The following is a 25,274-nucleotide window of genomic DNA, read 5'->3' as shown; positions in this document are numbered from 1 at the left end:
CGTTTTCCGCCGCCCCCTCTTGACAAGGACGAAGCCGCACCGGCAATCTTCCATTAAGCAGAAACGAAGTTCCGCAATACGGAATCCCGGATCCCGCGGACAACGATCGAAACGGAAGGAGCGCGGCACCCGATGGGCTTCGCAGACCAGCGCTTCAACGTCAACCTGTCGATCCTCTTCACGGAACTCCCGCTCCTGGAGCGCCCCGCGGCCGCCGCCGCGGCCGGCTTCACCGCGGTCGAGCTGTGGTGGCCCTGGATCGACTCGCCCACCCCCGAGCAGTCCGAGCTCGACGCCCTGAAGAAGGCGATCGGGGACGCGGGCGTCCAGCTCACCGGGCTGAACTTCTACGCCGGAAGGCTCCCGGGCCCCGACCGCGGCGCCCTGTCGGTGCCGGGCGAGGAGTCGGACCGGTTCCGCGCCAACATCGACGTGGCCGCCGACTTCGCGGGGTCGCTGGGCTGCACGGCGCTCAACGCCCTGTACGGCAACCGCGTCGAGGGCGTGGACCCGGCCGAGCAGGACCGGCTCGCCCTGGAGAACCTCGTCCTCGCCGCCCGCGCGGCCGACCGGATCGGCGCGATCCTGCTGATCGAGGCGCTCAACGAGCCCGAGTCGCCGCGGTACCCGCTGGTGTCGGCCCCGGCGGCCGTCGCGGTCGTGGACAAGGTCAACGAGGCCACCGGACTGGGCAACGCCAAGTTCCTCATGGACCTCTACCACCTGTCCATGAACGGCGAGGACCTGCCGCAGGTGATCGACGCGTACGCCGCGAAGACCGGCCACGTCCAGATCGCCGACAACCCGGGCCGCGGCGCCCCCGGCACGGGCTCCCTCCCGCTGGCGGACCTCCTCGACCGGCTGCGGAAGGCCGGCTACGACGGCTGGGTCGGCCTGGAGTACAAGCCGGGCGACAGCCCCAGCGCCGAGTCCTTCTCCTGGCTGCCGGCCGAGGCCCGCGCGGCCCGCTGAGCGCCACCCGCAGAACACTTTTTTTCAGAGAGGCACCCATCATGAGCACCCTCCCCAAGGTCGCCTGGATCGGTCTCGGCATCATGGGCTCCCCCATGGCGGAGAACCTGATCAAGGCCGGTTACCAGGTCACCGGTTACACGCTGGAGCAGGACAAGCTCGACCGTCTGGCCGCCGCCGGCGGCACCGCGGCCGGCTCGATCGCCGAGGCCGTGCGCGAGGCCGACGTCGTCGTCACCATGGTGCCCGCGTCCCCGCAGGTCGAGGCCATCGCCTACGGCCCCGACGGCATCCTGGAGAACGCGAAGTCGGGCGCGCTGCTGGTCGACATGTCCTCGATCACCCCGCAGACCTCGATCGACCTGGCGAAGGCCGCCGAGGACAAGGGCATCCGCGTGCTGGACGCCCCCGTCTCCGGCGGCGAGGCCGGCGCCATCGAGGCCGTGCTGTCCATCATGGTCGGTGGTGAGCAGGCCGACTTCGACGAGGCCAAGCCGCTGCTTGAGGCGCTCGGCAAGACCATCGTGCTGTGCGGTCCGCACGGCTCGGGCCAGACCGTGAAGGCCGCCAACCAGCTGATCGTCGCCGTGAACATCCAGGCGTGCGCCGAGGCCGTGGTCTTCCTGGAGAAGTCGGGCGTGGACCTGAAGGCCGCCCTGGACGTCCTCAACGGCGGCCTGGCCGGCTCCACGGTGCTGACGCGCAAGAAGGACAACTTCCTGGCCCGCGACTTCAAGCCGGGCTTCCGCATCGACCTGCACCACAAGGACATGGGCATCGTCACCGACGCCGCCCGCAACGTCGGTGCCGCGCTGCCGGTCGGCGCCGTGGTCGCCCAGCTGGTCGCCTCCCTGCGCGCCCAGGGCGACGGCGGCCTGGACCACTCGGCCCTGCTGCGGGCCGTGGAGCGCCTCTCCGGCTCCCAGGTCTGACCGGCCGCGGACCACGAGACCTCCGGGCGGCGCGGTCGCTGACACCTGTCCTGTCGCGCCCGAGCGGCGGCGCCGCCCGGAACCCACTTCAACAAACTGTTGACGTGTTCTTCACTCGAACTTAGGCTCCACGAAGCGGAAATTGTTTTCCGCTGACCCCTCGCACGGAAGGTCCCCGATGTCGCAGCGCGTGCTCACGACAGAGTCCGGCGCCCCGGTCGCCGACAACCAGAATTCCGCCTCCGCCGGCATCGGCGGCCCCCTTCTGATCCAGGACCAGCACCTCCTGGAGAAGCTCGCCCGCTTCAACCGCGAGCGCATCCCGGAGCGCGTGGTGCACGCCCGCGGCTCCGGCGCCTACGGCCACTTCGAGGTGACCGACGACGTCACCGGCTACACGCACGCCGACTTCCTGAACACCGTCGGCAAGCGCACCGAGGTCTTCCTGCGCTTCTCCACCGTGGCCGACTCGCTCGGCGGCGCGGACGCGGTCCGCGACCCGCGCGGCTTCGCGGTGAAGTTCTACACCGAGGAGGGCAACTACGACCTCGTCGGCAACAACACCCCGGTGTTCTTCATCAAGGACCCGATCAAGTTCCCCGACTTCATCCACTCGCAGAAGCGCGACCCCTTCTCGGGCCGCCAGGAGCCGGACAACGTCTTCGACTTCTGGGCCCACTCCCCCGAGGCCACGCACCAGGTGACCTGGCTGATGGGCGACCGCGGCATCCCGGCGTCCTACCGCCACATGGACGGCTTCGGCTCGCACACCTACCAGTGGACGAACGGCAAGGGCGAGTCCTTCTTCGTCAAGTACCACTTCAAGACGGACCAGGGCATCCGCTGCCTGACCGCCGACGAGGCGGCGAAGCTCGCGGGCCAGGACCCGACCTCGCACCAGACGGACCTGGTGCAGGCGATCGAGCGGGGCGTGTACCCGTCCTGGACCCTGCACGTGCAGCTGATGCCGGTGGCCGAGGCGGCCAACTACCGCTTCAACCCGTTCGACGTGACCAAGGTGTGGCCGCACGCGGACTACCCGCTGCGCCGCGTGGGCCGGCTGGTGCTGGACCGCAACCCGGACAACGTCTTCGCCGAGGTCGAGCAGGCCGCGTTCTCCCCGAACAACTTCGTTCCGGGCATCGGCCCCTCCCCCGACAAGATGCTCCAGGGCCGTCTGTTCGCCTACGCGGACGCCCACCGCTACCGCCTGGGCGTCAACCACACCCAGCTCGCGGTGAACGCCCCCAAGGCGGTGCCCGGCGGGGCGGACAACTACGGCCGGGACGGCCTGATGGCGTCCAACTCCCAGGGCCGCGGCGCCAAGAACTACGAGCCGAACTCGTACGACGGCCCGGTCGAGACCGGCCGCCCGCTGGCCGCGCCGCTCCCGGTGTCCGGCCACACCGGCACCCACGAGACGCCGCTGCACACCAAGGACGACCACTTCTACCAGGCCGGTGAGCTGTACCGCCTGATGTCCGAGGACGAGAAGCAGCGTCTGATCGCGAACCTCGCCGGCGGCCTGTCCCAGGTCTCCCGCAACGACGTGGTCGAGAAGAACCTCGCGCACTTCCACGCCGCCGACCCGGAGTACGGCAAGCGTCTGGAAGAGGCGGTCCGCGCCCTGCGCGAGGACTGACCGCAAGGCTCGCGCACGGGACCCGGCGGGGAGGCCGGGACCGTGTGCGCGGCCCGCGCGGGCACCGGAGCGGCCCGGATGAGGGGTGGCCGCCCGGAGCCGGCGCGGGAAGGGCGAGGACCGCGACGGCCTGCGAGCCAGTGCGGTGGTGAAGGGCCCGGAGCTTCTCCTACGACCTGAGGGGAGAGGCCTTCCGGACCCGTCGCACCGTCGCGGTCCCAGCCACCGTCCGCCTCTTCACGCAAGAGGCCCACGACTCCGTCCGGCGGCGCGAACGACCTGTCGCGCCCAGCCTCGCGCCGTCGGACGGACACCATGTGAAGAACCTCAGAACCTTCACCGGCCGAAGAGCGCCGGATGCGGACGGTCCCGCATCCGGCGCTCTTCGGCGTGCGCCGACGCCACCGGCCCCGCCGGGGTGCGGATCGCCCGCCCGCGCAGCAGCCTGAAGACATGGCACACCCACCCGAGCATCCGCACATCGTGGTCCACTCCCCCGCCCTGGACGGCTCCCGCCGGGTCACCTCCGGCGACGAGACCCTCGGCGTCGCCTCGCACGCCGACGACGTGGCCGAGCTGCTGCGGCTGGCCGACCTGTACGTGACCGACGTCGAGGACAGCGACCTGGTCGAGTGGCGGGGCGGCGGCCCGGACGACTGGCCGGGGCTGCACGAGCACCAGGAGCACCAGGAGCACCGCCGGGGCTGACCGTGCGTACGCCTCCCTCAAGTCTTCCTCTGAGAACGCGGCCACGCGCTTGAACCACCCCTCGCGCCGGGCACATCCCCGGGCACACGGGGGGGGTGGGGAAATGGACGCCGGCACGGAGATCGGCTGGGAGCCCTACGAGGTCGCGCTGCTGGGCGGCGGGCCGCGAGCCGCGGTCACGGTGGCGGTGGTCGCCCTGCACCTGCTGGGTGCCGTGGAGCCCGGCCCGCGCAGGACGCTGTGCGCGACGGGACCGGAGCCCGAGGGGCTGGGGCCGTTCGAGGGGACCGTCCTGGACTGCCTGCGTGAGCCGCTCACCGCCCGCGAGCTGGTCCGGCACACGGACGTGCGGCTGGCGCTGGCACTGGCGCGCATCCCGCTCGCGGAGGAGGGGCTGCTGCGCTACCCCCGGCTGGGACCGAGCCGCCGCGCTCGCCGGCGCGTGGCGTTCTGGCGCGAGCGGTACCCGTTGCCCGCGGTCCGGCACGGGCTCACGGACGACCGCACGCTGCTCGCGGTCGCCCTGCACGGCGACGCCGCCCTGCGCATGCTGCTGCCGCGCTTCGCGCTGCGGACCGGGCTCGCGGACCCCGGAGCCCCGGCCGAGGGAGTGCGCTTCTCCCTGGGCCGCGGGAGGTTCCTCAGGTGGCGGGACGAGTACGAGGACTCGGTCTCGGGCGACTGGGGCGCGGGCCACGGGGACCACGGGGGCAGCTGCGGCTCGGGGGGCGGGGGCGGCGGGGACTGAGCGGCCCCGGACATGCGCGAGGGCGGCCCGTCCCGGTGACGGACCGCCCTCGCCCGCAGGTCGTGCGGGGTGGTGCTGAGTGGGTGGTGCTGGTGGTGCGGAGTGGTGCGGGTGGTCAGGCCTTCAGCGTCCTGATCGCGGTCGGGGCGTGCCCCGGCTCCGTGGCCACCTCCTCGAACTCCACCACGTTGGAGATGTCGTTCGTTCCCGACATGGAGATGTTGGTGATCCGCTCCAGGATCGCCTCGACGACGACCGGCACCTGGTGCTCGGCGGCGAGCTTCTTGGCCTGCTCCAGGGCCGCGCCCAGCTCGTTCGGGTCGGTCACCCGGATCGCCTTGCAGCCCAGGCCCTCGGCGACCTTGACGTGGTCCACGCCGTAGACGCCCAGCTCGGGCGAGTTGATGTTCTCGAACTCCAGGTTGACCTGGAAGTCGATCTCGAACGCCCGCTGCGCCTGGCGGATCAGGCCCAGGTAGGAGTTGTTGACCAGGACGTGCACGTAGGGGATCTTGTGCTGCGCGCCGACGGCCAGTTCCTCGATCATGAACTGGAAGTCGTAGTCGCCGGAGAGCGCGACGACCTGGGCCTCCGGGTCCGCCTTGGCGACGCCGAGCGCGGCCGGGACGGTCCAACCGAGGGGGCCGGCCTGGCCGCAGTTGATCCAGTGCCGCGGACGGTAGACGTGCAGCATCTGCGCGCCGGCGATCTGGGAGAGGCCGATGGTGGAGACGTACCGGGTCTCCGGGCCGAAGGCCTTGTTCATCTCCTCGTAGACGCGCTGCGGCTTGATCGGGACGTCGTCGAAGTGCGTACGGCGCTGGAGGGTGGCCTTGCGCTCCTGCGCGGAGGCGGCCCACGCGGAGCGGTCGGGCAGCTTCCCGGCCGCCTTCAGCTCCTTGGCCACCTCGACGAACAGCTCCAGGGCGGCCTTGGCGTCGGAGGCGATGCCGTAGTCCGGGGCGAAGATCTTGCCGATCTGGGTCGGCTCGACGTCGACGTGGACGAACTTCCGGCCGGCGGTGTAGACGTCGAGCTTGCCGGTGTGGCGGTTGGCCCAGCGGTTGCCGATGCCGAGGACGAAGTCCGACTCCAGGAAGGTCGCGTTGCCGTAGCGGTGCGAGGTCTGCAGGCCGACCATGCCGGCGTTCAGCTCGTGGTCGTCGGGCAGCAGGCCCCAGCCCATCAGGGTGGGCACGACCGGGGTGCCGGTCAGCTCCGCGAACTCCACCAGCAGGTCGGCGGCGTCGGCGTTGATGATGCCGCCGCCGGCCACGATCAGGGGCCGCTCGGCGGCGTTGAGCAGGCCGATCGCCTTCTCGATCTGGGCGCGGCTGGCGGCCGGCTTGTAGACCGGGAGCGGCTCGTAGGTGTCCGGGTCGAACTCGATCTCCGTGAGCTGGACGTCGATCGGCAGGTCGATGAGGACCGGGCCGGGCCGGCCGGAGCGCATGAGGTGGAAGGCCTGCTGGAAGACGCCGGGGACCTGCGCGGCCTCCAGGACGGTGACGGCCATCTTGGTGACCGGCTTGGCGATCGAGGCGATGTCGACGGCCTGGAAGTCCTCCTTGTGGATCACCGCGGTCGGCGCCTGGCCGGTGATGCACAGGATCGGGATCGAGTCGCCGATCGCCGAGTACAGGCCGGTGATCATGTCGGTGCCGGCCGGCCCGGAGGTGCCGATGCAGACGCCGATGTTGCCGGCGTGGGTCCGGGTGTAGCCCTCGGCCATGTGGGAGGCGCCCTCGACGTGGCGGGCGAGGGTGTGGTGGACGCCGCCGGAGGCCTTGAGCGCCGCGTAGAAGGGATTGATCGCCGCGCCCGGCACACCGAACGCGTCGGTGACGCCCTCGCGCTTGAGGATCTCAACTGCCGCTCGGGCAGCGGTCATACGAGCCATCGAGTACTCCTGCTTCGGCTGTCGGATTCGCACTCCCGTCGCGCCCCGCGGTGAGCTCTTCCGTAGTGACTTCCATATTGCGGAATTTGGTTTCTACGATCTGGAAGTAATGTAAGTGGGCGGCCGAGGGCCGTCAAGAGAGGACGATGGGGGCATGTCCGAGACCGTCCCGGTGTGCTGCACCGCCTGCGGGCGCCGGCACCGCTACACGGCACCGTCGTATCCCTGCGCGTGCGGGGCGCCCGTCGCCCCCGCGCTCGATCCGCGCGGGGCCGCGACCGCGGTCACCCACCGGGCGTGGGACGAGGAGTGGATCGGGGTGCGCTGCGCCGCCTGCGGGGTGGAGAGCCGCTGGCCGCGGCCGGAACTGGGCTGCCCGTGCGGGACGGTGCTGTGCGTGGCGGTGGACCGCACGGCCGCCGGGCGCTCCGGGCGCACCCCCGGGTCGCGGGTCCCGGCCCACCGGGCCGTGCCGATCCGCACCGCCCGCGACGCGGTCACCGCCGCCGTGCTGTACCTGCGCGGACTGGGTCACCGGGACGTCCGCCGCGCCGACCAGCGGCCCGTGTCCGGCATCGGGCTGGCCGCGCCCGGCATCGTGGTCCAGGTGGACCCGGCCGTCGGTCCGGCCTCGGCGCGGGACGTGGAGTGCCTGTGGCTCACGGCCATGGCCGAGTCCGCGAGCTGCGTCCACTTCTCGCTCGCCGGCCACACCGAGGAGGCGCGCGCCCGCGCCGATCTGCTGGGCGTCGCGCTCTTCGTCCTCGATCCGACGGGGGTACCGCGGCCGGCAAACGCGTCGGCCGTGGCGCTGGACGCCACGGCCGACTGAGAACTGCTGCTGTACGGACTACCGAGCGGCGTACCCGAAGCGGACGCCGGCGGCCGGGAGACCGCCCTGACCGGGCTGGTGGACGGCGACCGGGGCGGTCGGCTGGCCCACGGTCACGTTGGACATCGGCAGGGCGTAGAGCGCGCCGTACGCGCTCGGGCCGTAGGGCATGCCGACGTACAGGCGGGTGCCGGTGAAGTGGAGGCTCCGGCCGAGGTACTGCTTGGCCTTCGGGGCGCCGGGGATGCCGTCGCCGTCGCCGGACTCGATCCACTTGTCGTTGGCGCCGGGGGCGCCGAGCAGCGAGAAGACGTGAACGGCGCCGGAGCTCGTCTCCGAGCCGATGGCCTCGTCCGGGACGCCGACGGCCATCTTCATCGTGGCGACGGTGCTGACCGCCTTCGGCGCGGTGTTCACGACGCTCAGGGTGGCGCCGAAGTGGTCACCGGCCTCGGAGGTGCCGGAGACGTCGTCGTCGGCGGTGCCCGAGTCGTATCCCTCGAGCTTGGTGTAGGCGCCGGCGGCGCTGATCCGGAAGGTCATCACACCACCGGTCTGCGCCTTGGCGACGCCGTCGACCGTCAGGGCCTCGCCCGGCGAGCCGACCGCGAGGATCGATTCGGCGGCGGTCGCCGCGCCCGACGCGCGGTAGGGAGCCAGACCCAGGGCCGCGCCGAACCGGTCGCCGGCCTCCGCGCCGCCCGGGACGGCGTCCAGGTCCTGGTCGAGGCCGAACAGCGGGGTGGGCCTCTTCTCGCTGTTCAGGGTGTGGGAGAAGACGGCGAGGTTGCCGGCCGCGTCGTCGCCGCCGATGTTCTCGTCCGGCGCCCCGATGGCGACGTGGTTGGTGTCGGCGGCCAGCACGGCGCCGAAGCCGTCGCCCGCCTCCACCGCTCCGGGCACGTTCAGCTTGTCCTGGTGGACGGAGACGTTGGTGCCACCGCGGACGTAGAACGCCTCGCCCGCCTTGGCGGCGGTGCCGAGACCCTCGCCGGGCGTGCCGATCACGACGAAGGGCTCGCCGGCAGCGGTGGTGCCCGCGGCCATCGCCTGCCCCATCAGGTCACCGGTCTCGGGGGTCGAGGCGCTGATCGAGCCGTTGCCCGCGGCCTGCTCGAAGTGGGTGTTCTTCTTGGCGCCGGTGCCGAGGCCGCCGGGAGCGCCGTGCAGGATGTCGGCCATGCCCGCGTCCACGGCGTCGCCGACGTTCTCGCCGGGCGCGCCCACGGCCAGGTCGGTGCAGCCGTCCTCGTCGTAGTCGACGGTGGCGATGGCCTGGCCGAAGAGGTCGTTCGCCTCGGCCCCGCCCGGGACCCAGTCGAGGTCCTGGTTGATCTCGGCGCTGCCCTTGCCGCCGCCGTACACGAGACGGAGCAGGCCCGCCTTGGCGTCTCCGCCGACGGCCGCCTCCGGGTCGGCGACGGCGATGTCCTCCACACCGTCGCAGTTGAAGTCGGTGACGCGGGTCGCGCCCACCTTGGACGCCACCCAGGAGCCCAGGTCGTCGACACGGGTGACGATCCCGCCGGTACGCGTCTCGGCGGCGTCGATGCCGAAGCAACCGCCCTGGTAGGAACGGCTGCTGAGGCCGGCCAGCCGGTGGGTCCCGCCGGCCACCCGGACCAGCGGGCCGCCGGTGTCGCCCATGCACGCGGAGACGCCGTCCTTGCCGGTCACCGTCGCCGTGGTGGTGGTGGCGGCGGCGTCCACCGAGAAGGTGCCGGTGTGCAGGTTCAGCGGCGCCCACTCGGTCTTGGTACGGCCGTACCCGGCGAGCTTCAGCTCCTCGCCCGCGACGGGTGCGGTGGTGGCCAGGGCGATGGGGGTGACGCCCGTGACCGGGCGGTTCAGCCGGGCCAGGACGACATCGCGGTCGGTGCGGGGCACCAGCTCCACGATCTCGCGGACCGCACCGGCGGTGCCGGACAGGTCGGCGCGGCCGACGGTCGCGGTGGTCTTGCGCTGCGGCTTGCCCGCGGGCACCGCCAGGCTCGCGGCGGGATCGTCCGCGAAGCAACTGGCGGCGGTGAGCAGCCACTCGGTGTCGACCAGGACGCCGGAGCAACCGCGGTCGTGGGCACCGACGACGACCTGCGCCGTGTAGGCGTGCGTCGTGTCGGACGAGGCGGAGGCGGGGCCCGTCACGGCGGTGGCGGGAACGGCGGTCATGACGACCGGTCCCGCGGTCAGGGCTGCGGCCAGTGCGGCGAAACGCACGGGTCTGGTGTGTCGCATCAGTTCAGGTTTCCTCGGTGGCAGGTCTCGGCAAGGGGAGTCGGCTGTCCGCTACTTGGTGGTCCTGATCTCCACGAGCAGGTGCTCACGGCCCTGTTCGTCCGCGCTCTCGCCCACCGAGGTCCACGTGTTCTTCTCCAGGTCGAAGGACTTCTCCTCGTCCCCGACGGTCATGTCCACCTGGGTGTCGTAGTCGTTGCCCCGCATGACGTAGACGGCGGGGATCTCCAGCGTCAGCCACCCCGAGTTGCCGACCGTCTTGAAGCAGATCGTCTCCGCTTCCCGCCGGGCCATGACCTGCAGGAGGCCGGGGCCGTCGGCGCAGTCGGCCAGGGTGATGTGACCGTCCCCGCGCTTGAGGACGATGCCCTGCTCCTCGAGGATCTTGTCGGCCTGCGGATAGGCGAAGTCCTCGACCGCGTAACCCGGAGCCTCGTCCGCCACGGCCACCGCGGGACCGCCACTCTCCGTCGGGAGGCCGGAGCCCAGCGCGGCCCATGCCAGGCCACCGGCGACCAGCGCGCCGCCCAGGGCGCGCGCCACGAGTCTCTTCCGCTGCGGCTTCACCGCGGTGGTGGTGCGTACCTTCATCACAGTCCTAATTTCGTTTTCCTCCGGCCGGATGTCCGCCATCCGACCCCGCGACAGGCATGAAGGCTCCGCAATTCAATGAGGGCCCCCAACCCCCGTCGGAAATAAGGGAGAACAGCACTTTCATTTCCCGTATCTCCGCTTGAGCCTGTCCATGCCACCTCCCAGCAGCGGTGCCTGTCCACTTCCGAACCCCGGCAAAACGGACTGGAGTTGTAGATTCCGTGTGACTCTCGCCACCTTCTGGAAAGGTTGTACGTATCCCTGTGGAGGATCTGTGAAGACATGTAGGTGCCACGCGTCGCCCGGATCTGCCGCTCCGTCAATTTGTCTGCCCACCAACCGATTTCACTCCCGGCGGTCATTGATAGGGTCACTCCAGTTTTCATGCCCCTGCCATTTCATCGACCAGACCGCGAGGACAACGCCCTTATGCAGACGATGTTCTGGAGTCGCAGACGGCTCCTCGGCGCGGCCGCCGCCGTGACGGCCGCCGCCGCCACCCCCCTGTCGCTGACGCCCCCGGCGCGCGCCGCCGCACAGGACACGCCGACCGTCCCGCCGGCCCTGCCCGACACCGAGCGGGCCAAGGTCGTCAAGGCGTGGACGACGGGCGGCAAGGCCACCAAGGCCGCGGCCGCCTACGCGCTGTACGGGACCGACGCCGAGGTCGCGACGTTCCTCGCCGAGACGCTGCCCAAGGTCACCGCGGAGGACAACCGGGTCGCCGTCGCCCGGTATCTCGCCCGGGCCGGAAAGGGCCTGCGCCGCGAGGCGGTCGCCGCTCTGGACAACGGCGACCAGGCCATCGCCGCCTTCCTGGGCGAGCTGTACAAGCCCGCTCTGCTCGAGGACCTGAGCGTGGCGACCTCCATCGTCTCGTCCACCGGCAACAGGGCCGTCCAGCGGGAGGCCTCCGCCGCGCTGGACGCCGGCACCCAGCAGGCGCTGGAGGGCTTCCTCACCGACGGCCAGTACGACGCGCGTCTGGAGGACGCCAGGGTCCAGGTGTCCGCGATGCTGGTCGGCACCGGGCCCGAGGTGCGCAAGTACGCGGACCGTGCCCTGAGCGGCACGGCGACGGACGTCCAGTGGTTCCTCGACACCGGCCAGCACATCGCCCGTGCCCGGGACCAGGAGTCGGCGACCATCGCGGAACTCGTCGCGGTCGTCGAGCGGGAGGGCAAGCGCGCCCAGGCCGAGACCGACCTGGCCGTCGAGGCCTCCGCGCGTGCCCTGGCCGCCGCCGCGAAGGCCAAGGAGGCGGCAGAGAAGGCCGCCGCGGAGGCCGCGGCCGCCAAGGAGGACGTGAAGAAGTCCGCCGCGGCCGCCCGCAAGGCGGCCAGCGCCGCCCAGGGCGCGGCCAACGCCGCCCGCAACGCCATCAGCGCCTCCAACGCCGCCGTCACCGCCTCCCGCCGCGCCTCCTGGGCCGCCGCCGCGGCCTCCCAGGCCGCAGCGACGGCCGGCAACGCCGCCTCGCACGCCTACAACGCCGCCATCGCCGCCTCCAAGGACGCCGGCAAGACCCAGGCGGCCAAGGACGCGGCCGTCGCCGCGTACAACTCGGCCGCGAAGGCCCGTACCGCCGCCAAGGCCGCCGACTACGCCGCGGCCGCCTCCGCGCAGGCCGCGAACGCCGGTTCCTCGGCCGCCTCCGCCGCGCGCAACTCCGCCGCGGCGGCGACCGCCGCCGCGCAGGCCGCGACGGCCGCGGGGGCCGCGGGAGCCGAGGCCGCCGAGGCCAAGCGCCAGGCGGCCATCGCGACGACCGCCGCCAACCGCGCGACCAACGCGGCCTCCACGGCCCAGGCGCTCGCCAACAAGGCGGCCTCCGCCGCGCGCACCGCCCGGGACGCGGCCTACTCCGCCGCCGACCACGCGGAGAAGGCTGCCAAGGCCGCCGAGGAGGCGGTGAAGTTCGCCGGTCAGGCCATCGACTACGCGAACAAGTCCACCGCGCACGCGGCCGAGGCCGTGAAGGCGGCGAACACCGCCACCAAGGCCGTCGAGGACGCCATGGCGGTGGAACAGGCGGCCCGTGAGGCGGAGATGTCCAGGCTGGAGCAGGACAAGCTCCAGGGCATGGACGAGGCCCGCCTGCTGGCGCAGATCGAGGCCGAGGAACAGGCCGAGTACGAGGACAAGCGCACCCAGGAGGCCCAGACCGAGCAGGCTCTCAAGGACCTGATCGCCGCGGCCGAGAAGGCCCTGTGGGAGACCGGTGACCTGACGCTCGCCGCGACGCTGGGCCGCAAGGCCGCCACCGGGCTGCTGGAGGCCAAGGGCGCCTGGACGCGGGAGGCCGCCCAGCACGCGCTGGCCGGCACCGACGACGACGTGCTCTCCTGGGTCGACCTCGACCGGGGCATCGCCCAGAACCAGGACGACCGCGAGACCGTCCTGTACATCGCCCAGATATCCAGCCCCGCCATCGCGGAGGCGGCGCAGACCGCGCTGTCGAGCACCAGCTCCGCGGCGGTGGGCGACTTCCTCACCTCGGGCATGATCCGGGCCTCGCAGGACGACAACAAGGTCCAGATCGGCCGCATCCTCAACGACAATCCCGGCAACGCCGTCAAGAAGGCCGCCAACGACGCGCTGGACAAGAACACCCCGGAGGCGCTGCAGGACTTCTTCGAGCGGACCTACCCGGCGGCGGTGCGGGAGGACGACGCGGTGGAGACCGCGACGTCGGTGGCCACCGGTGGCGAGTACGTCAAGTCGTACGGGCAGGTCGCCCTGGAGGGGCCGACCTGGATGCGCCGGAACTTCGTCCAGACCGTGCGGTACACGGCGGCGCAGCTCGACCACGACTCCGCCACCCACATCGCGGCGATCCGCGGGACGATCGCGGCCGGGGCGAAGATCGCCTACAAGGCCCAGGAGAAGGCGGCCCTCGCGTCCAAGGCGGCGGCGGACGCCCGCAAGGCCGGCGCCGAGGCCCAGGAATGGGCCGACAAGGCGGTGGACGCGGCACGCGAGGCGGACGGCTACGCCGACCAGGCGAAGCAGAACGCCGACGCGGCGGACCGGTCCGCGGCCAACGCCCAGGCCTCGGCGAACCAGGCCAGTTCGGCGGCGGCGACCGCGCGCAGCGCGTCCAGGTCGGCCAACTACTCCGCGAACAAGGCCGTGGACGCGGCCCGTTCGGCACTGGCCTCCTCCCACAGCGCCCAGGCGTCCGCCGCCAGCGCCCGCCAGTCCGCCCTGCAGGCCGGCAAGGACAAGGCGACGGCGGCCGCGGCGGCCACCGCGGCACGCAACGTCGCCGCCCAGAAGCGCCAGGCCGAGATCGCCGAGGCCGCCCGTGAGGCCGCCGAGAAGGCGAAGCGGGAACGGCAGGAGGGCAGGAACCCGGCCAACAGCGAGACCCACGACGAGGTCCACCCCAACGGCACCGGTTCCGGCTCCGAGCAGGAGGACTGGTGGTCGGACGCCGGCTGGTGGGCGGACGCCGCGGGCAAGGTCAGCGTCGCCTCGGGCTTCATCGCCGCCGGCCTCGGCCTGGCCAGCCTGGTCTTCCCCCCGCTGGCGGCGGGGGCCGCGTTCTTCGCCTGGGTCTCCGTGGGCGCGGGCGCGCTCAGCGCCGTCTTCACCGGCATCGAACACGGCTTCACCAGCGGTGAGTTCATCGGGTCCCTCGGCGGCACCGCCTTGAACCTGGCCACCTTCGGCCGGGGCAAGCTGGTGACCACGGGCCTCAAGAAGGCGGCCCCCGTGGTCAACAAGGTCGCGCAGGAGGGCAAGGAGCTGGTGTCCTCCATCACCGGCGGCCTGTCGAACCTCTGGTGACCGGCGCCGCCCACCCGTCACACGACGGGTGACACCCCCGCCCCGCCGGTGACCGGCGGGGCGGTCCTCTGACGACGTCCCACCGCCGCGCCGACGCGGACCCACGGTCCCGGGCGGGCCTCACGCCACTCCCTCACGCCGTACTCCCCGGGACGCGTTCCCCAGCCTCCGCCCACCCGGTGGCACGTCACACCCGAAAGGTAAGTACGACCATGCGACCATCCTCTTTGTTCGCGCGCTATCGACGCGCGGCCGTCCCCTTGCTGGCCGTCCTGGCCCTGGGCACCACCACCGCGATGGTGCCCGCGTCCCAGGCACCGGAGGTGTCCCCCACTTCCCAGACGTCCCGGGCGGTGGACGGCCTCGATCCGGCCGACAGGACCGGCGTTCCCACGCCCACCGAGACCGGGCCCGTCCCGGTGGCACCCGGGGAGCACTGCGAGCCCACCCGCGCCGGCTCCCGCGAGCGCAGGTCGGGTGCCGTGGAAGCCTGCGTCACCACCAGCACCAAGCCGGTGACGCAGGCCAAGCGGCAGTCCCTCGCCGCCGCGCAGCCGACGACGGCCTCCGTCGCCGCCGACGAGGTCAGCTGCTCGATCACCTCCCCCGGCCAGTGGATCTACAACCGCTTCGGCTACTGCGTGAGCGGCCTGACCGTGCTGTACGTGCTCAAGGACAGCAACGGCAAGGAACTGGGCACCGGCACGCTGGACGTCACGACCAGTGCCCTCCTGCCCCCCGCGGGCACGACGTGGAACGAGCACGTCACCGTGACCATGACCGGCGCGACCGGGGCCGTCACGTCCCTGACCGCGAAGTTCCGGTCCGCGTGCTCGGCCGGCTGCAAGGCCACCAAGAACGCCCCGTGGTACGGGGGCACCCTGGTCAAGGGCGATGCCCGCAACGGTCGCGTGACCTACGAATCCACCCCGGCCCCCGGCACCAAGGTCGAGTTCACGACGTCGTACGAGCTGTACGTCGCCGCTCCCGGCGCCCAGGTCATCGACCCGAGCGCCACCTGGAGCAACCCCAGGCCGATCCGCTGTGACGACGACGTCCGTGACACCGGTTCCGCCGGCACGCCCGCTCCCGGCTGCGTGGTGCCCAGCATCATGCCGGTCGTCACCCTCAACGGCACGTCGCGCGCCGCGGCGGCCGGATACCTGTGGGCCCAGCAGAATCTCGCCAACGGCTGGGGGCGCGACACGCCGCTGACCCGGGCGAAGAGCGGCATCGCCGACCGCACCGCTCGCACCTGTCAGGGCTCGAAGCCCTTCCAGCCCACGCCCCTCGTCACGGACGACAGCTGCGGCACCTTCCCCTTCGCGGCCACCCACGAAGGAGGGACCGACGGGGCCCAGTGCGCCGAGATCATCCCCAACGACAACGGCGGAGGATGGAACATCCACCAGTTGGGGACCGCTGACGCCGGCAGGTCCTGTGTGCGTGCCCACATCCCGCTCGCGGACAAGCAGTCCGCCGAGACGCAGCTCGACGAGGGCTTCGTGAACCAGCGGGTGCTGGAGGCCGAGCAGTTCAAGGTGGAGATCACCAGCTCGACCGCCGGGCCGCAGGCCGCCTGTCTGAAGAACGCACCCACCGACTCGCTCCCGGCCGGCAAGGGGTGGATCAGGAACACCACCGAAGCGGTCGCGCACGTCAACAAGACCACCACCCCGCTCGGACCGGCCGGTGAGCGGGCGACCACGGCACAGGCCTGCGTGGGGAAGAACCCCGACGAGGGCAGTGACGCCGTGGGTGACATCACCGGCTGGCAGGACGCGGAGCTGTTCCGTGACAGCAACTCCCCCGGGACGGGACTCGCCCGGTGCCACCTCATCGCCAACATCCTCGGCGGAAAGGGCCGGGTGCTGGACGGCGGACAGCGCAACCTCGTTCCCTGCTGGCAGTCCGGCATGAACACCGGTACACCCAGCATGCGGACCTTCGAGCAGGCGATTCAGAAGCTGGTGAAGGAGGACGCCAACTTCGGGGCCGGTGACGCGGTCCTGTACCAGGTCACGCCCGACTACCTGGACGCCAGCAGCACGATTCCCGTGGGTGTGAAGATGACCGCTAGAGTCGAACGCGCGGACGGCTCTTCGCAGCCGCTCTTCTCCGACCAGTACATACCCAACACCAAGGGCAACACCGGGAAGCTCAACCTCGGGAACTGAGCCCGGACGATTCGCGCCATCGGGAGCCAGTATGAGTAGTACCACCCCACCGCGGCCGTTCGACGTGGCCGCGCTCTTCCCTCAACTGGCCCCGATGGCGCGCACGGCGACCCGGCTGCACCCACGCGCCGGGTCTCCGTCGCCGCACGACAGCTCGGTCGGTGGACCGCTGCTGTGGCCCGCCGACGAGCCGTGGCCCCACTGCGACGGCCCGCACGAATGGGACCAGGTGAACGAGCCCACCTCAGCGGAGGACGTACGTCTGCTACGGCGCATCCAAGCTGCCGCGGCGAGTCGAGCGGACGGCGTTCCCGGCGCGTCCGGGTACACGCCGCAGGAGCGGGCGGTCATCGAGCGGATCAATGCCGGCCGCCCGTGGCCCGAGGGGCCGATCGCCATGCTGCCCGTGGCCCAGCTGTACCTGCGCGACGTCCCCTCGCTGCGCTTGTCCGGGCAGGCCGACGCCGATCTGCTCCAGGTGCTGTGGTGCCCCTTCGACCACCCGGAACACCCGAGGACCGCGCTGTTCCGGCGGTCCGCCGCCGCGGTCACCGACATCCTCGACACGCCCCCCGAGCCGCCCGCGGTCCAGTTCTCCGGCTACGTGCCCCAGCCCTGCCTGCTCTCGCCGGAGGAGGTCGTCGAGTACCCCCATTTCCTGGAGCTGGGCAAGGAACTGCAGGAGCTGCTGGCGGACTGGAGCAGGTGGCAGGCAGCGGAATCCGCGGTGGACAGCGCCTACGCCGTGGCGCCGCAGGAGCTCTACATGGATCAGCTGTCCGTCTCCCCCGGCTGGAAGGCCGGTGGCTGGTCCCGTTGGGGACTGACCGACCCCATGCCACGGGTCTGCTCCACGTGCGGCACCGGGATGGACCCGCTGCTGACCATCGCCACGACCGAATGGAACCGCGGCACCGCGAGTTGGGCCCCGGAGGGGGACCGGACCCGCCACCCGCTTCCTCCCGGTGTCCCCCCGGCGAACCACACCCGGATCGACCTCGCCCGAGGCTACGACCTGCAACTCCACGTCTGCCCGGTGTCCCCGGACCACCCCCACCTGGAGCTGGTCCAGTAGGCCCCCTCAAGCGCCCGTCCCGTACCGCTCCCGCAGTTCGATCTTGCGCACCTTCCCGGACACGGTCATCGGGAAGGAGTCGAGGACCTGGAGGCGGCTGGGGATCTTGTAGTGGGCCAACTGCCCGTCGCAGTAGGCGCGCAGCTCCTCCAGGGTGAGCGGATCGGCCGCCTCGCGCGGGATGACGCAGGCGAGGACCTCCTCGCCGTAGCGCTCGTGCGGCACGCCGACGACCTGGACGTCGGCGATCTTCGGGTGGGCGTGGAGGAACTCCTCGACCTCGCGCGGGTAGATGTTCTCGCCACCCCTGATGATCATGTCCTTGATGCGGCCGACGATCTCGACGTAGCCGTCGTCGCGCATCACCGCGAGGTCCCCGGTGTGCATCCAGCGGCCGGGGTCGATCGCCTCGGCGGTCTTCCCGGGCTCGTCCCAGTAGCCGAGCATCACGCTGTAGCCGCGGGTGCGCAGTTCCCCGGCCTCGCCGCGCGGCACGGTCACGCCGGTCACCGGGTCGACGACCTTGACCTCGATGTGGGGCAGGACCCGGCCGACGGTGCCGGTGCGGTGTTCGAGGTCGTCGTCCATGCGGGTCTGGAGGGAGACCGGGGAGGTCTCGGTCATGCCGTAGCAGATCGAGACCTGCTCCATGTGCATCTCGGCGACCACCCGCTTCATGACCTCCACGGGGCAGGGTGAGCCCGCCATGATCCCGGTGCGCAGGGAGGTGAGGTCGTAGGAGGCGAAGTCGGGGAGGTTCAACTCCGCGATGAACATGGTGGGGACGCCGTACAGGGACGTGCACCGCTCCTGCTGGACCGCCGCCAGGGTGGCGGCCGGGTCGAAGGAGGGGCCGGGGATGACGATGCAGGCGGCGTGGGAGGTGGCGCCCAGGTTGCCCATGACCATGCCGAACGAGCGGTACACCTTGGGGGTACCATGCCCTTCATGCAAAATCGCGGGTCAGGGCAGGTCGCCGAGTGCGACATCTACGTCCGCATCAGCCAGGATCTCACGGGCGACGAGTACGGCGTCCAGCGGCAGGAGAAGCGCTGCCGGACGCTCGCCGCACAGCTCGGGCTCAAGGTCCGACACGTCTGGGTCGACAACGACCTGAGCGCCACGAAGAAGAACGTCGTCCGGCCCGACTTCGAAGCCATGCTCCAGAGCAACCCGCAGGCGATCGTGTGCTGGCACACTGACCGCCTCATCCGCGTCACGCGGGACCTGGAGCGCGTCATCGAGCTCGGCGTCAACGTCTACGCGGTCGAGGCCGGACACCTCGACCTGGCCACGCCGGCCGGCCGAGCTGTCGCCCGCACGGTGACGGCCTGGGCCACCTACGAGGGTGAGCAGAAGGCCGCGCGCCAGAAGCTCGCCAACCAGCAGGCCGCCCAGCAGGGCCGCCCGTACACCGCCGGCATCCGCCCCTTCGGATACGCAGACGACCACATGACGCTCATCGCCGACGAGGCTGCGGCCATCGTCGAGGGCGCTCAGATGATCCTCGCCGGGGAGTCTCTGTCGGCGGTCGCCCGCAAGTGGGACGAGGCCAAGCTCCAGTCGCCCCGCAGTAAGGTCACGGGCGCCAAGGGGTGGACGCTGCGGGGCGTGAAGAAGGTACTCACGTCCCCGCGCTACGCCGGGATGGCCACGTATCTCGGTGAGGTGATGGGGCAGGCGCAGTGGCCCCCGATCCTCGACCCGGAGGTGCACTACTCAGTCGTGGCCATCCTGAACAGCCCGGAGCGGTTCTCGGGAGGCAAGCGGACCGGCCGGACGCCGGGCACGCTGCTCGCCGGCATCGGGAACTGCGGGTACGACGGATGCACTGACACGGTCAACGGTCGCGGCTACCGGGGTGTCCCGGTGTACGGCTGCGCGGCTACGCACACGCGTACTCCGCGGAGCATCGCCGACGACTGTGCGAGCAAGGCGACGCTGGCCCGGCTGATGTTCCCTGACTTTCTGGGTCAGATCCTGGAGAGTCAGAACGCCCAGGACGGCCAGTCAGGGGCCCAGCTCCAGAGTCAGGCACAGGAACTGCGGCAGCGTCTCGACGGGCTGGCTGTGGCCTACGCAGAGGGAGCGATCAGTCTGTCTCAGATGACCGCTGGGTCGACGGCGCTCCAGAAGAAGCTCGAAGAGATCGAGTCGGAGACGGTGAGCTCGGGCGGCATCCCTCCGCTCGACCCGGTGAAGGGGGTCGCGGGCTTGATCGAGGGGTGGCCGAGTCTGCCTCTGCCGACGCGTCGTGCGTGGGTGGACTTCTGCTGCATCGTCACCCTGAACCCGGCCAAGGGCCGGCACATGTCCTCCATGTCTGTCGATGACCACGTCACCATCGAGTGGCGGGACGTGAGCGAGTAGCGGATACGACGAGGCCCCGGCTACCCCCTTTCGGGGGTAGCCGGGGCTTCCGTCTGCCTGGCGTCAGGGGGCGACACGACCGTTGCGGTTGAAGGCGTTGTACGTGATGGGCATCAGCTCGTCGAGGAGTGCCCGGTCGTCCGCGTCGTTGTTGTCGAGGGAGCGAGCGGCCGAGGACTGGGGCCCGAGGCTGCGTGATCGTTCGCGAGCGGGCCGCGTGCTGCGTCCTCAGCCGCCCGGGCGCCTGCCCGCTCGGTCGGACGTCGGTCGGGGGGTGATCCCCTGAGCCGTGGTTTCCGCACCGCTGCGTCTTACCGCCCGCCCTTGCGCCACGGTTTCAGGGTCGATCAGAGCGCACCCTGATGCGGATCGGCCCGAGGTAGATCGACGTTCGGCTGAGTGCCTCGGCGAGCGCTCGCGACCGTTCCCCCGGCGCTTCGGAGACTGGAGCGACATCGACCAGCGGGAACCTGACCAAGTCCACTGGCTTTTCATCGCCGTCGACGAGTACAGAAAGTACGACTTCCTGCCCCTTGCTGAGCAGCGTGGGGAGGACGTCAACCCAACATTCTCCCGATGTGTCATCGCCCACGATGTGCCAGCCAGCGGTGTCGAACGTGGGGCGGATGCTTCCGGCGGGGGATGTCGTCACATCCAGGATGGTGCAGACGGGGGCGCCAAAGTCGAACCGCAGTGGTTGAGCGTCATGGAACATGGCGGCGGTGATGTCACGCCGACCTGAGTTGGCAATGACGAGTTCAACGATGCGCGGTGATGCCAGCGGCGCACCGAAGAAGGTGACGGCGAGCTCAGACCCTTGGGGGTTTCCGGGTACGCTCATGAGCGGGGTGTTGGACCGCACTCGCCAGGTGAGTTGACGCTTTGGGTTGCTGGACCTGAGCGCCGCCCAGGCTCCGAGAATGCCCACCGCGATGCTCGCAGTGATCGTGACGACGAGCTGCCACCACGAGCCGGATTCCCACCAGTCCCCCGCCAGAGTGTTCATGGCCGGAAGCTACATCATCGCCGTTGCCTCCCAGGAACTTCAGGGCAATTTCAGCTTGGCCAGGGGCGTGTGAACAAGCAGGTCAGCCCGAATCGTCTTCGGCCGTGAACGAGTCGGGCTCGTAGCGCTTCATCGCCCCGCGGCGTTCCTCCGCGTACGCAGCCTCGATCATCTCGGCCGTGATTCCCCGCTTCCTCGCCAGGGGGTCAAAGACCCTCTCACTCAGGCGCTCATCCGTCTGAGTGAACAGTCGGCAGTCGGCCTTCAGGTCCGCGCACATCTTGGCTCGACTCGCCTCGGCGATCGTCTCTTGGATGCGCTCACGCCAGAAGTGATGAACCAGGAAGTTGCGCCGCTTCAGGCTGTTGGTCAGGTCGTCTACCACTTCCGGGTAGGCGCTTACGTGCGGCTCGGCGCGCTTGATGAGCTTGCCCATCATGTCCTTGAAGCCCTGCGCCCAAGGGTCCCGGATGAGCTGTTCCCCCTGCTCCTCCGCCGTGATGATTCTGGCCAGGGCGAGGGTGTTGACGAGGGTGTGTTCGAGGACGTTGGCCTTGTAGATGGCCAGCCCGAAGAGGGCGTACAGGGTTTTGTGGTCCGTGTCGTTGTCGTACTCGTCGTCTGGTTCCGGCTCCTCGCGCCAGGTCGGCTCATGCCGGACTACATACAGTTCGTCCATGCCTCAAGTGTGGCGTTGTCATCCGGTCAACTCGTAGCGGTTTGCCGCGACTTGGCTCCAAGACTCACTGAGCCGGCCGACACGCGACGGGTGTGTCCCGAGCACTCCCCAGGACACGCCCCCGTGCTCAGTGGGTCTGCGGCTTCGGTGCGCAGCCCCCTACGGCGCACGGTCTCGGCTGTCGAGAGTGAAACGTGAGTCGGGGAGTCCCGGTGCATCCGTCTGGACGCACAACCGAAGTGAGAGCGCCAGACCCTCCCGGATGGCGTGAGAGCCCGTGAGGGCGCCGCCCGGGTCGTCGCAGCTCAGCTCGGCCGCCGCGGCCGCGAGCCGGTCGTGCGGCACCGAGGCGGCGCCCGCGGTGAGGGCGTCCCAGGACGGGTCGCCGATGTAGACGGTCTCGCGCAGCTGTGGGCACCTGCCGCGGACCTGGTCCACGATCGCCCGGTAGTCGCTGCTCTTGTGGGTGAGGGAGGCGATCAGCACGGTGATGCCGGCCTGCTTGAGGACGTACTCCAGCTCGTGGGCGCGGTAGGCCGGGTTGACGTTCACCAGGACGGCGCCGATGCGGGCGGTGGCGTACTGGACGAGGACCCACTCGGGGCAGTTGACCGCCCAGATGCCGACCCGGTCGCCCCTGGCGACGCCCTTCGCCAGCAGTCCGCGCGCCACCTCGTCGACGTCCGCGCCGAACTCGGCGTAGGTCCAGCGCCGTCCGGACGGGACGTCGACCAGGGCCTCGCGGCCGGGGTGGGCGGCGATGGCGCGGTCGAGGTTCGCGCCGATGGTGTCGCCGAGGAGGGGGGCCGTGCTGGTGCCGTGGGCGTACGACGGCTGTGCGGGGGGCGGGGTCACCGGAAGTCCTCCTCGCGGTACTCGTCCGTGGAACCGGCCGCCGTGGCCTCGCGCAGTGCGATGCGGCGGATCTTGCCGGAGACGGTCTTGGGCAGTTCGCCGAACTCCAGGCGCCGGATGCGCTTGTAGGGGGCGAGGGTCCGGCGGGAGTGCTCGAAGAGGACCTTCGCGGTGTCGGGGCCCGGCTCCCAGCCCGCCGCCGGGACCACGTACGCCTTCGGCACCGCGAGGCGCAGCTCGTCCGGGGCCGGCACGACGGCCGCCTCGGCGACCGCCTCGTGCTCCAGCAGGGCGCTCTCCAGCTCGAAGGGGCTGATCTTGTAGTCGCTGGCCTTGAACACGTCGTCGGCCCGGCCCACGTAGGTGAGGTACCCGTCCGCGTCGCGGGCGCCGATGTCACCGGTGCGGTAGTACCCGCCGGCCATCGCCTCCGCCGTGCGGTCGGGGTCGCCGTGGTAGCCGGTCATCAGGCCGACGGGGCTCTCGGACAGGTCGAGGGCGATCTCGCCCTCGTCGGCGCCGGGCGCGCCGGTGACCGGGTCGAGGAGTTCTACGCGGTAGCCGGGGCTGGGGCGGCCCATGGAGCCGGTCTTCAGGACCTGGCCGGGGCTGTTGGAGACCTGGACGGCCGTCTCGGTCTGCCCGAAGCCGTCCCGGACGGTCACGCCCCAGGCGCGGCGCACCTGTTCGATCACCTCGGGGTTGAGCGGCTCACCGGCGGCGACGACCTCGCGCGGCGGGGTGGCGAGCCGGCTCAGGTCGGACTGGATGAGCATCCGCCAGACGGTGGGCGGGGCGCAGAAGGTGGTCACGGCGGCCCGGTCCATCTCGGCCATCAGGCGGCCGGCGTCGAACCGCGTGTAGTTGTGCAGGAAGACGGTCGCCTCGGCGTTCCACGGCGCGAACAGGTTCGACCAGGCGTGCTTGGCCCAGCCGGGCGAGGAGATGTTCAGGTGGACGTCGCCGGGCTTCAGCCCGATCCAGTACATGGTCGCGAGATGCCCGATCGGGTACGAGGCGTGGGTGTGCTCGACCAGCTTGGGCCGGGCCGTCGTACCCGAGGTGAAGTACAGCATCAGCGGGTCGTCGGCGGTGGTCGGGCCGTCCGGGATGAAGACGTCGGAGGCGGTGTACGCGTCCTCGTACCGCGACCAGCCCGGCGCCGTCGTGCCGCCGACCGCGACGCGGGTGTAGTCGCCGGGGACGTCGGCGAACTTGCCGGTGTCCGCGGCGCGCACGATGACGTGCCCGACCCGGCCGCGGTCGACGCGGTCGCGCAGGTCGGCGGGGCCGAGCAGCGGGGTGGCCGGGATGACCACGGCCCGGAGCTTCATCGCGGCGAGCGCGGTCTCCCACAGCTCGACCTGGTTGCCGAGCATGACGAGGATGCGGTCCTCGGGGCCGACGCCCCACTCGCGCAGCCGGTTCGCGACCCGGTCGGAGCGGGCGGACATCTCGGCGAAGGAGACCCGGACCTCGGAACCGTCCTCCTCGACGATGTGCAGCGCCGTGCGCCGGTTGCCCTCGGCGATGACGTCGAACCAGTCCAGCGCCCAGTTGAAGTTCCCGGGGCGGGGCCAGGTGAAGCCCTCGTAGGCGGCGGCGTAGTCCTCGCGGTGCTCCAGCAGGAAGTCCCGTGCGCTGCGGAACAGCTCCGTGGCCGTCGTCATCTGTCCTCCTTCGTGCCGGACCTTGCCGGGCGGCTCTCTGCCATCGTGTAATCCGTGATGCAGGTCTCACTACCCCCGAACGGGGGTGTGCGTCCCGGGACGGGCGCGAGGAGGGCGGAACGGGTGGCGGTGGACACGGCCGGCGGGGTGGAGATCCGCAGCGCGCTGGTGCGGCTGCGGCGGACGACCGGGCTGCCGGTCGCCTTCGGCGGGCTGGTGGAGTCCGGGCGCCGCCAGGTCCGCATCAGCGAGCTGAGCGGGACGGCCACGGCCGCGCTGAGCGCCCTCGCGGTGACCTCCGGCAACGGCTTGGGCGGCAAGGCGGTGGCGCTCACGCGGCCGTGCGCGGTGAGCGACTACTCCGTCTCGCGGCAGATCAGCCACGAGTACGACCTCCCGGTCGCCGCCGAGGGGCTGCGCTCGGTGGTGGCGGTCCCGGTGGTCGTACGGCGCCGGGTGCGCGGGGTGCTCTACGGCGCCCTGCGCACGGCCCAGCCGTTGGGCGACCGCACGCTTAGCGCGGCCGTGGAGGCGGCGCGGGACGTGGAGCAGGCGCTGGTGCTGCGGGACGAGGCGGGCGCGCTGCTGACGGCGGCCCGGCCGCGGGCCGCGTGCGGCCCCGGGGGTTCCCCGGGCTGGGAACAGGTGCGTGAGGCGCACGCCGCGCTGCGCGCACTGGCGCCCAGGATCGCGGACCCGGCGCTGCGGGAGGAGTTGTTGCGGGCGTGCGGACTACTGGCGGCGGGGAGCGGGCCCGCCGCCCCGCCGGCCCGGCTCGCTCCCCGTGAGGTGGACGTGCTGGCCTGCGTGGCCGCCGGGGCGACGAACGCGGCGGCCGCGGAGCGGCTCGGCCTGCGCCCGGAGACCGTCAAGGCCTATCTGCGCTCGGCCATGCGCAAGCTCGGCGCCCGCACCCGTGGAGAGGCGGTGGCGGCGGCTCGCCGCGCCGGAGGGCTGCCGTAAGGGGGCGACTCGCCGGGCCGGAGGGCTGCCGTGAGCGGGCCGGCAGGCCGGGGCGGTCGGCCGCCGTGACCGACGGGTGCCGCGGGTTTTCACGCCGCCCCTCCTCTGCGGAGGCGCCCTCTTG

17 protein-coding genes and 2 pseudogenes are annotated in these 25,274 nt (G+C 71.4%); 11 read left to right on the top strand and 8 right to left on the bottom strand.

Translation table 11 applies throughout. The annotated features are described in order from the left end of the window. Positions 1-132: 132 nt before the first annotated feature. The 5 genes from SAM23877_RS28240 to SAM23877_RS28220 all read left to right on the top strand — a co-directional run bounded on the left by SAM23877_RS28240 (position 133) and on the right by SAM23877_RS28220 (position 5,002). The gene (locus SAM23877_RS28240; protein ID WP_053139190.1) at positions 133-972 is read left to right on the top strand and encodes a TIM barrel protein; all 840 of its coding nucleotides are present in this window, start codon (positions 133-135) and stop codon (positions 970-972) included. A 41-nt stretch (positions 973-1,013) separates the two neighbouring features. Next, positions 1,014-1,904, top strand: a complete 891-nt coding sequence (locus SAM23877_RS28235) for a 2-hydroxy-3-oxopropionate reductase (RefSeq protein ID WP_053139188.1) — start codon at positions 1,014-1,016, stop codon at positions 1,902-1,904. Between the two features lie 178 nt (positions 1,905-2,082). Then, complete coding sequence (locus SAM23877_RS28230) at positions 2,083-3,546, top strand: catalase (RefSeq protein WP_053139186.1); 1,464 nt, start codon at positions 2,083-2,085, stop codon at positions 3,544-3,546. A 453-nt stretch (positions 3,547-3,999) separates the two neighbouring features. After that, a complete protein-coding gene (locus SAM23877_RS28225) occupies positions 4,000-4,254 on the top strand; it encodes a hypothetical protein (protein WP_053139184.1) in 255 nt (84 codons plus the stop codon). 103 nt (positions 4,255-4,357) lie between these two features. After that, entirely contained in the window at positions 4,358-5,002 is a 645-nt protein-coding gene (locus tag SAM23877_RS28220) for a TIGR04222 domain-containing membrane protein (protein WP_053139182.1), read from the top strand. A 115-nt stretch (positions 5,003-5,117) separates the two neighbouring features. On the opposite strand, the gene gcl is transcribed toward SAM23877_RS28220, so the two are convergent. Further along, positions 5,118-6,902 (bottom strand): glyoxylate carboligase, encoded by a 1,785-nt coding sequence (gene gcl, locus SAM23877_RS28215; protein WP_053139181.1) that lies wholly within the window; start codon positions 6,900-6,902, stop codon positions 5,118-5,120. 154 nt (positions 6,903-7,056) lie between these two features. Between gcl and SAM23877_RS28210 the strand changes: the two genes are divergently transcribed. Continuing rightward, positions 7,057-7,734: a hypothetical protein gene (locus SAM23877_RS28210; protein WP_053139179.1), complete on the top strand. Its 678-nt coding sequence runs from the start codon at positions 7,057-7,059 to the stop codon at positions 7,732-7,734. Positions 7,735-7,752: 18 nt separating this feature from the next. On the opposite strand, the gene SAM23877_RS28205 is transcribed toward SAM23877_RS28210, so the two are convergent. Together SAM23877_RS28205 and SAM23877_RS28200 are read right to left on the bottom strand one after the other, a co-directional pair. Next, positions 7,753-9,969: a trypsin-like serine protease gene (locus SAM23877_RS28205; protein WP_053139176.1), complete on the bottom strand. Its 2,217-nt coding sequence runs from the start codon at positions 9,967-9,969 to the stop codon at positions 7,753-7,755. A 51-nt stretch (positions 9,970-10,020) separates the two neighbouring features. Further along, positions 10,021-10,560: a hypothetical protein gene (locus SAM23877_RS28200; protein WP_235614630.1), complete on the bottom strand. Its 540-nt coding sequence runs from the start codon at positions 10,558-10,560 to the stop codon at positions 10,021-10,023. Between the two features lie 432 nt (positions 10,561-10,992). Between SAM23877_RS28200 and SAM23877_RS28195 the strand changes: the two genes are divergently transcribed. From SAM23877_RS28195 to SAM23877_RS28185, 3 genes are all read left to right on the top strand, one after another. After that, positions 10,993-14,355: an ALF repeat-containing protein gene (locus tag SAM23877_RS28195; protein ID WP_079030488.1), complete on the top strand. Its 3,363-nt coding sequence runs from the start codon at positions 10,993-10,995 to the stop codon at positions 14,353-14,355. A gap of 212 nt (positions 14,356-14,567) precedes the next feature. Beyond that, a complete protein-coding gene (locus SAM23877_RS28190) occupies positions 14,568-16,532 on the top strand; it encodes a DNA/RNA non-specific endonuclease (RefSeq protein WP_053139174.1) in 1,965 nt (654 codons plus the stop codon). A gap of 31 nt (positions 16,533-16,563) precedes the next feature. Continuing rightward, complete coding sequence (locus SAM23877_RS28185) at positions 16,564-17,607, top strand: hypothetical protein (RefSeq protein WP_053139172.1); 1,044 nt, start codon at positions 16,564-16,566, stop codon at positions 17,605-17,607. A gap of 6 nt (positions 17,608-17,613) precedes the next feature. Here the strand turns inward: SAM23877_RS28185 and SAM23877_RS28180 are convergent. After that, a pseudogene (locus SAM23877_RS28180) lies at positions 17,614-18,531 on the bottom strand (AMP-binding protein); the annotation flags it as partial. Positions 18,532-18,555: 24 nt separating this feature from the next. On the opposite strand from SAM23877_RS28180, the gene SAM23877_RS28175 reads away from it, so the two are divergent. Then, positions 18,556-19,977, top strand: coding sequence for a recombinase family protein (locus tag SAM23877_RS28175; protein ID WP_053142950.1), 1,422 nt, complete (start codon positions 18,556-18,558; stop codon positions 19,975-19,977). Between the two features lie 337 nt (positions 19,978-20,314). On the opposite strand, the gene SAM23877_RS39690 is transcribed toward SAM23877_RS28175, so the two are convergent. The 4 genes and pseudogenes from SAM23877_RS39690 to SAM23877_RS28150 all read right to left on the bottom strand — a co-directional run bounded on the left by SAM23877_RS39690 (position 20,315) and on the right by SAM23877_RS28150 (position 24,187). After that, positions 20,315-20,983, bottom strand: coding sequence for a hypothetical protein (locus tag SAM23877_RS39690; protein WP_159042004.1), 669 nt, complete (start codon positions 20,981-20,983; stop codon positions 20,315-20,317). A gap of 82 nt (positions 20,984-21,065) precedes the next feature. Continuing rightward, positions 21,066-21,662 (bottom strand): hypothetical protein, encoded by a 597-nt coding sequence (locus SAM23877_RS28160; RefSeq protein ID WP_053139166.1) that lies wholly within the window; start codon positions 21,660-21,662, stop codon positions 21,066-21,068. Between the two features lie 291 nt (positions 21,663-21,953). Then, positions 21,954-22,517: pseudogene (locus SAM23877_RS28155) on the bottom strand (AMP-binding protein); the annotation flags it as partial. Further along, the gene (locus SAM23877_RS28150) at positions 22,514-24,187 is read right to left on the bottom strand and encodes an AMP-binding protein (protein WP_053139161.1); all 1,674 of its coding nucleotides are present in this window, start codon (positions 24,185-24,187) and stop codon (positions 22,514-22,516) included. The gene SAM23877_RS28150 and the pseudogene SAM23877_RS28155, both read right to left, overlap by 4 nt. 123 nt (positions 24,188-24,310) lie before the next feature. Here SAM23877_RS28150 and SAM23877_RS28145 point away from each other — a divergent pair, with 123 nt between their 5' ends. After that, complete coding sequence (locus tag SAM23877_RS28145; RefSeq protein WP_053139159.1) at positions 24,311-25,150, top strand: LuxR C-terminal-related transcriptional regulator; 840 nt, start codon at positions 24,311-24,313, stop codon at positions 25,148-25,150. Positions 25,151-25,274 lie beyond the last annotated feature (124 nt).

This window comes from Streptomyces ambofaciens ATCC 23877 (assembly GCF_001267885.1).
GTDB lineage: Bacteria > Actinomycetota > Actinomycetes > Streptomycetales > Streptomycetaceae > Streptomyces > Streptomyces ambofaciens.
The sequence above is the reverse complement of the archived record's forward strand: the minus strand, read 5'-3'. Positions and strand labels throughout refer to the sequence as shown.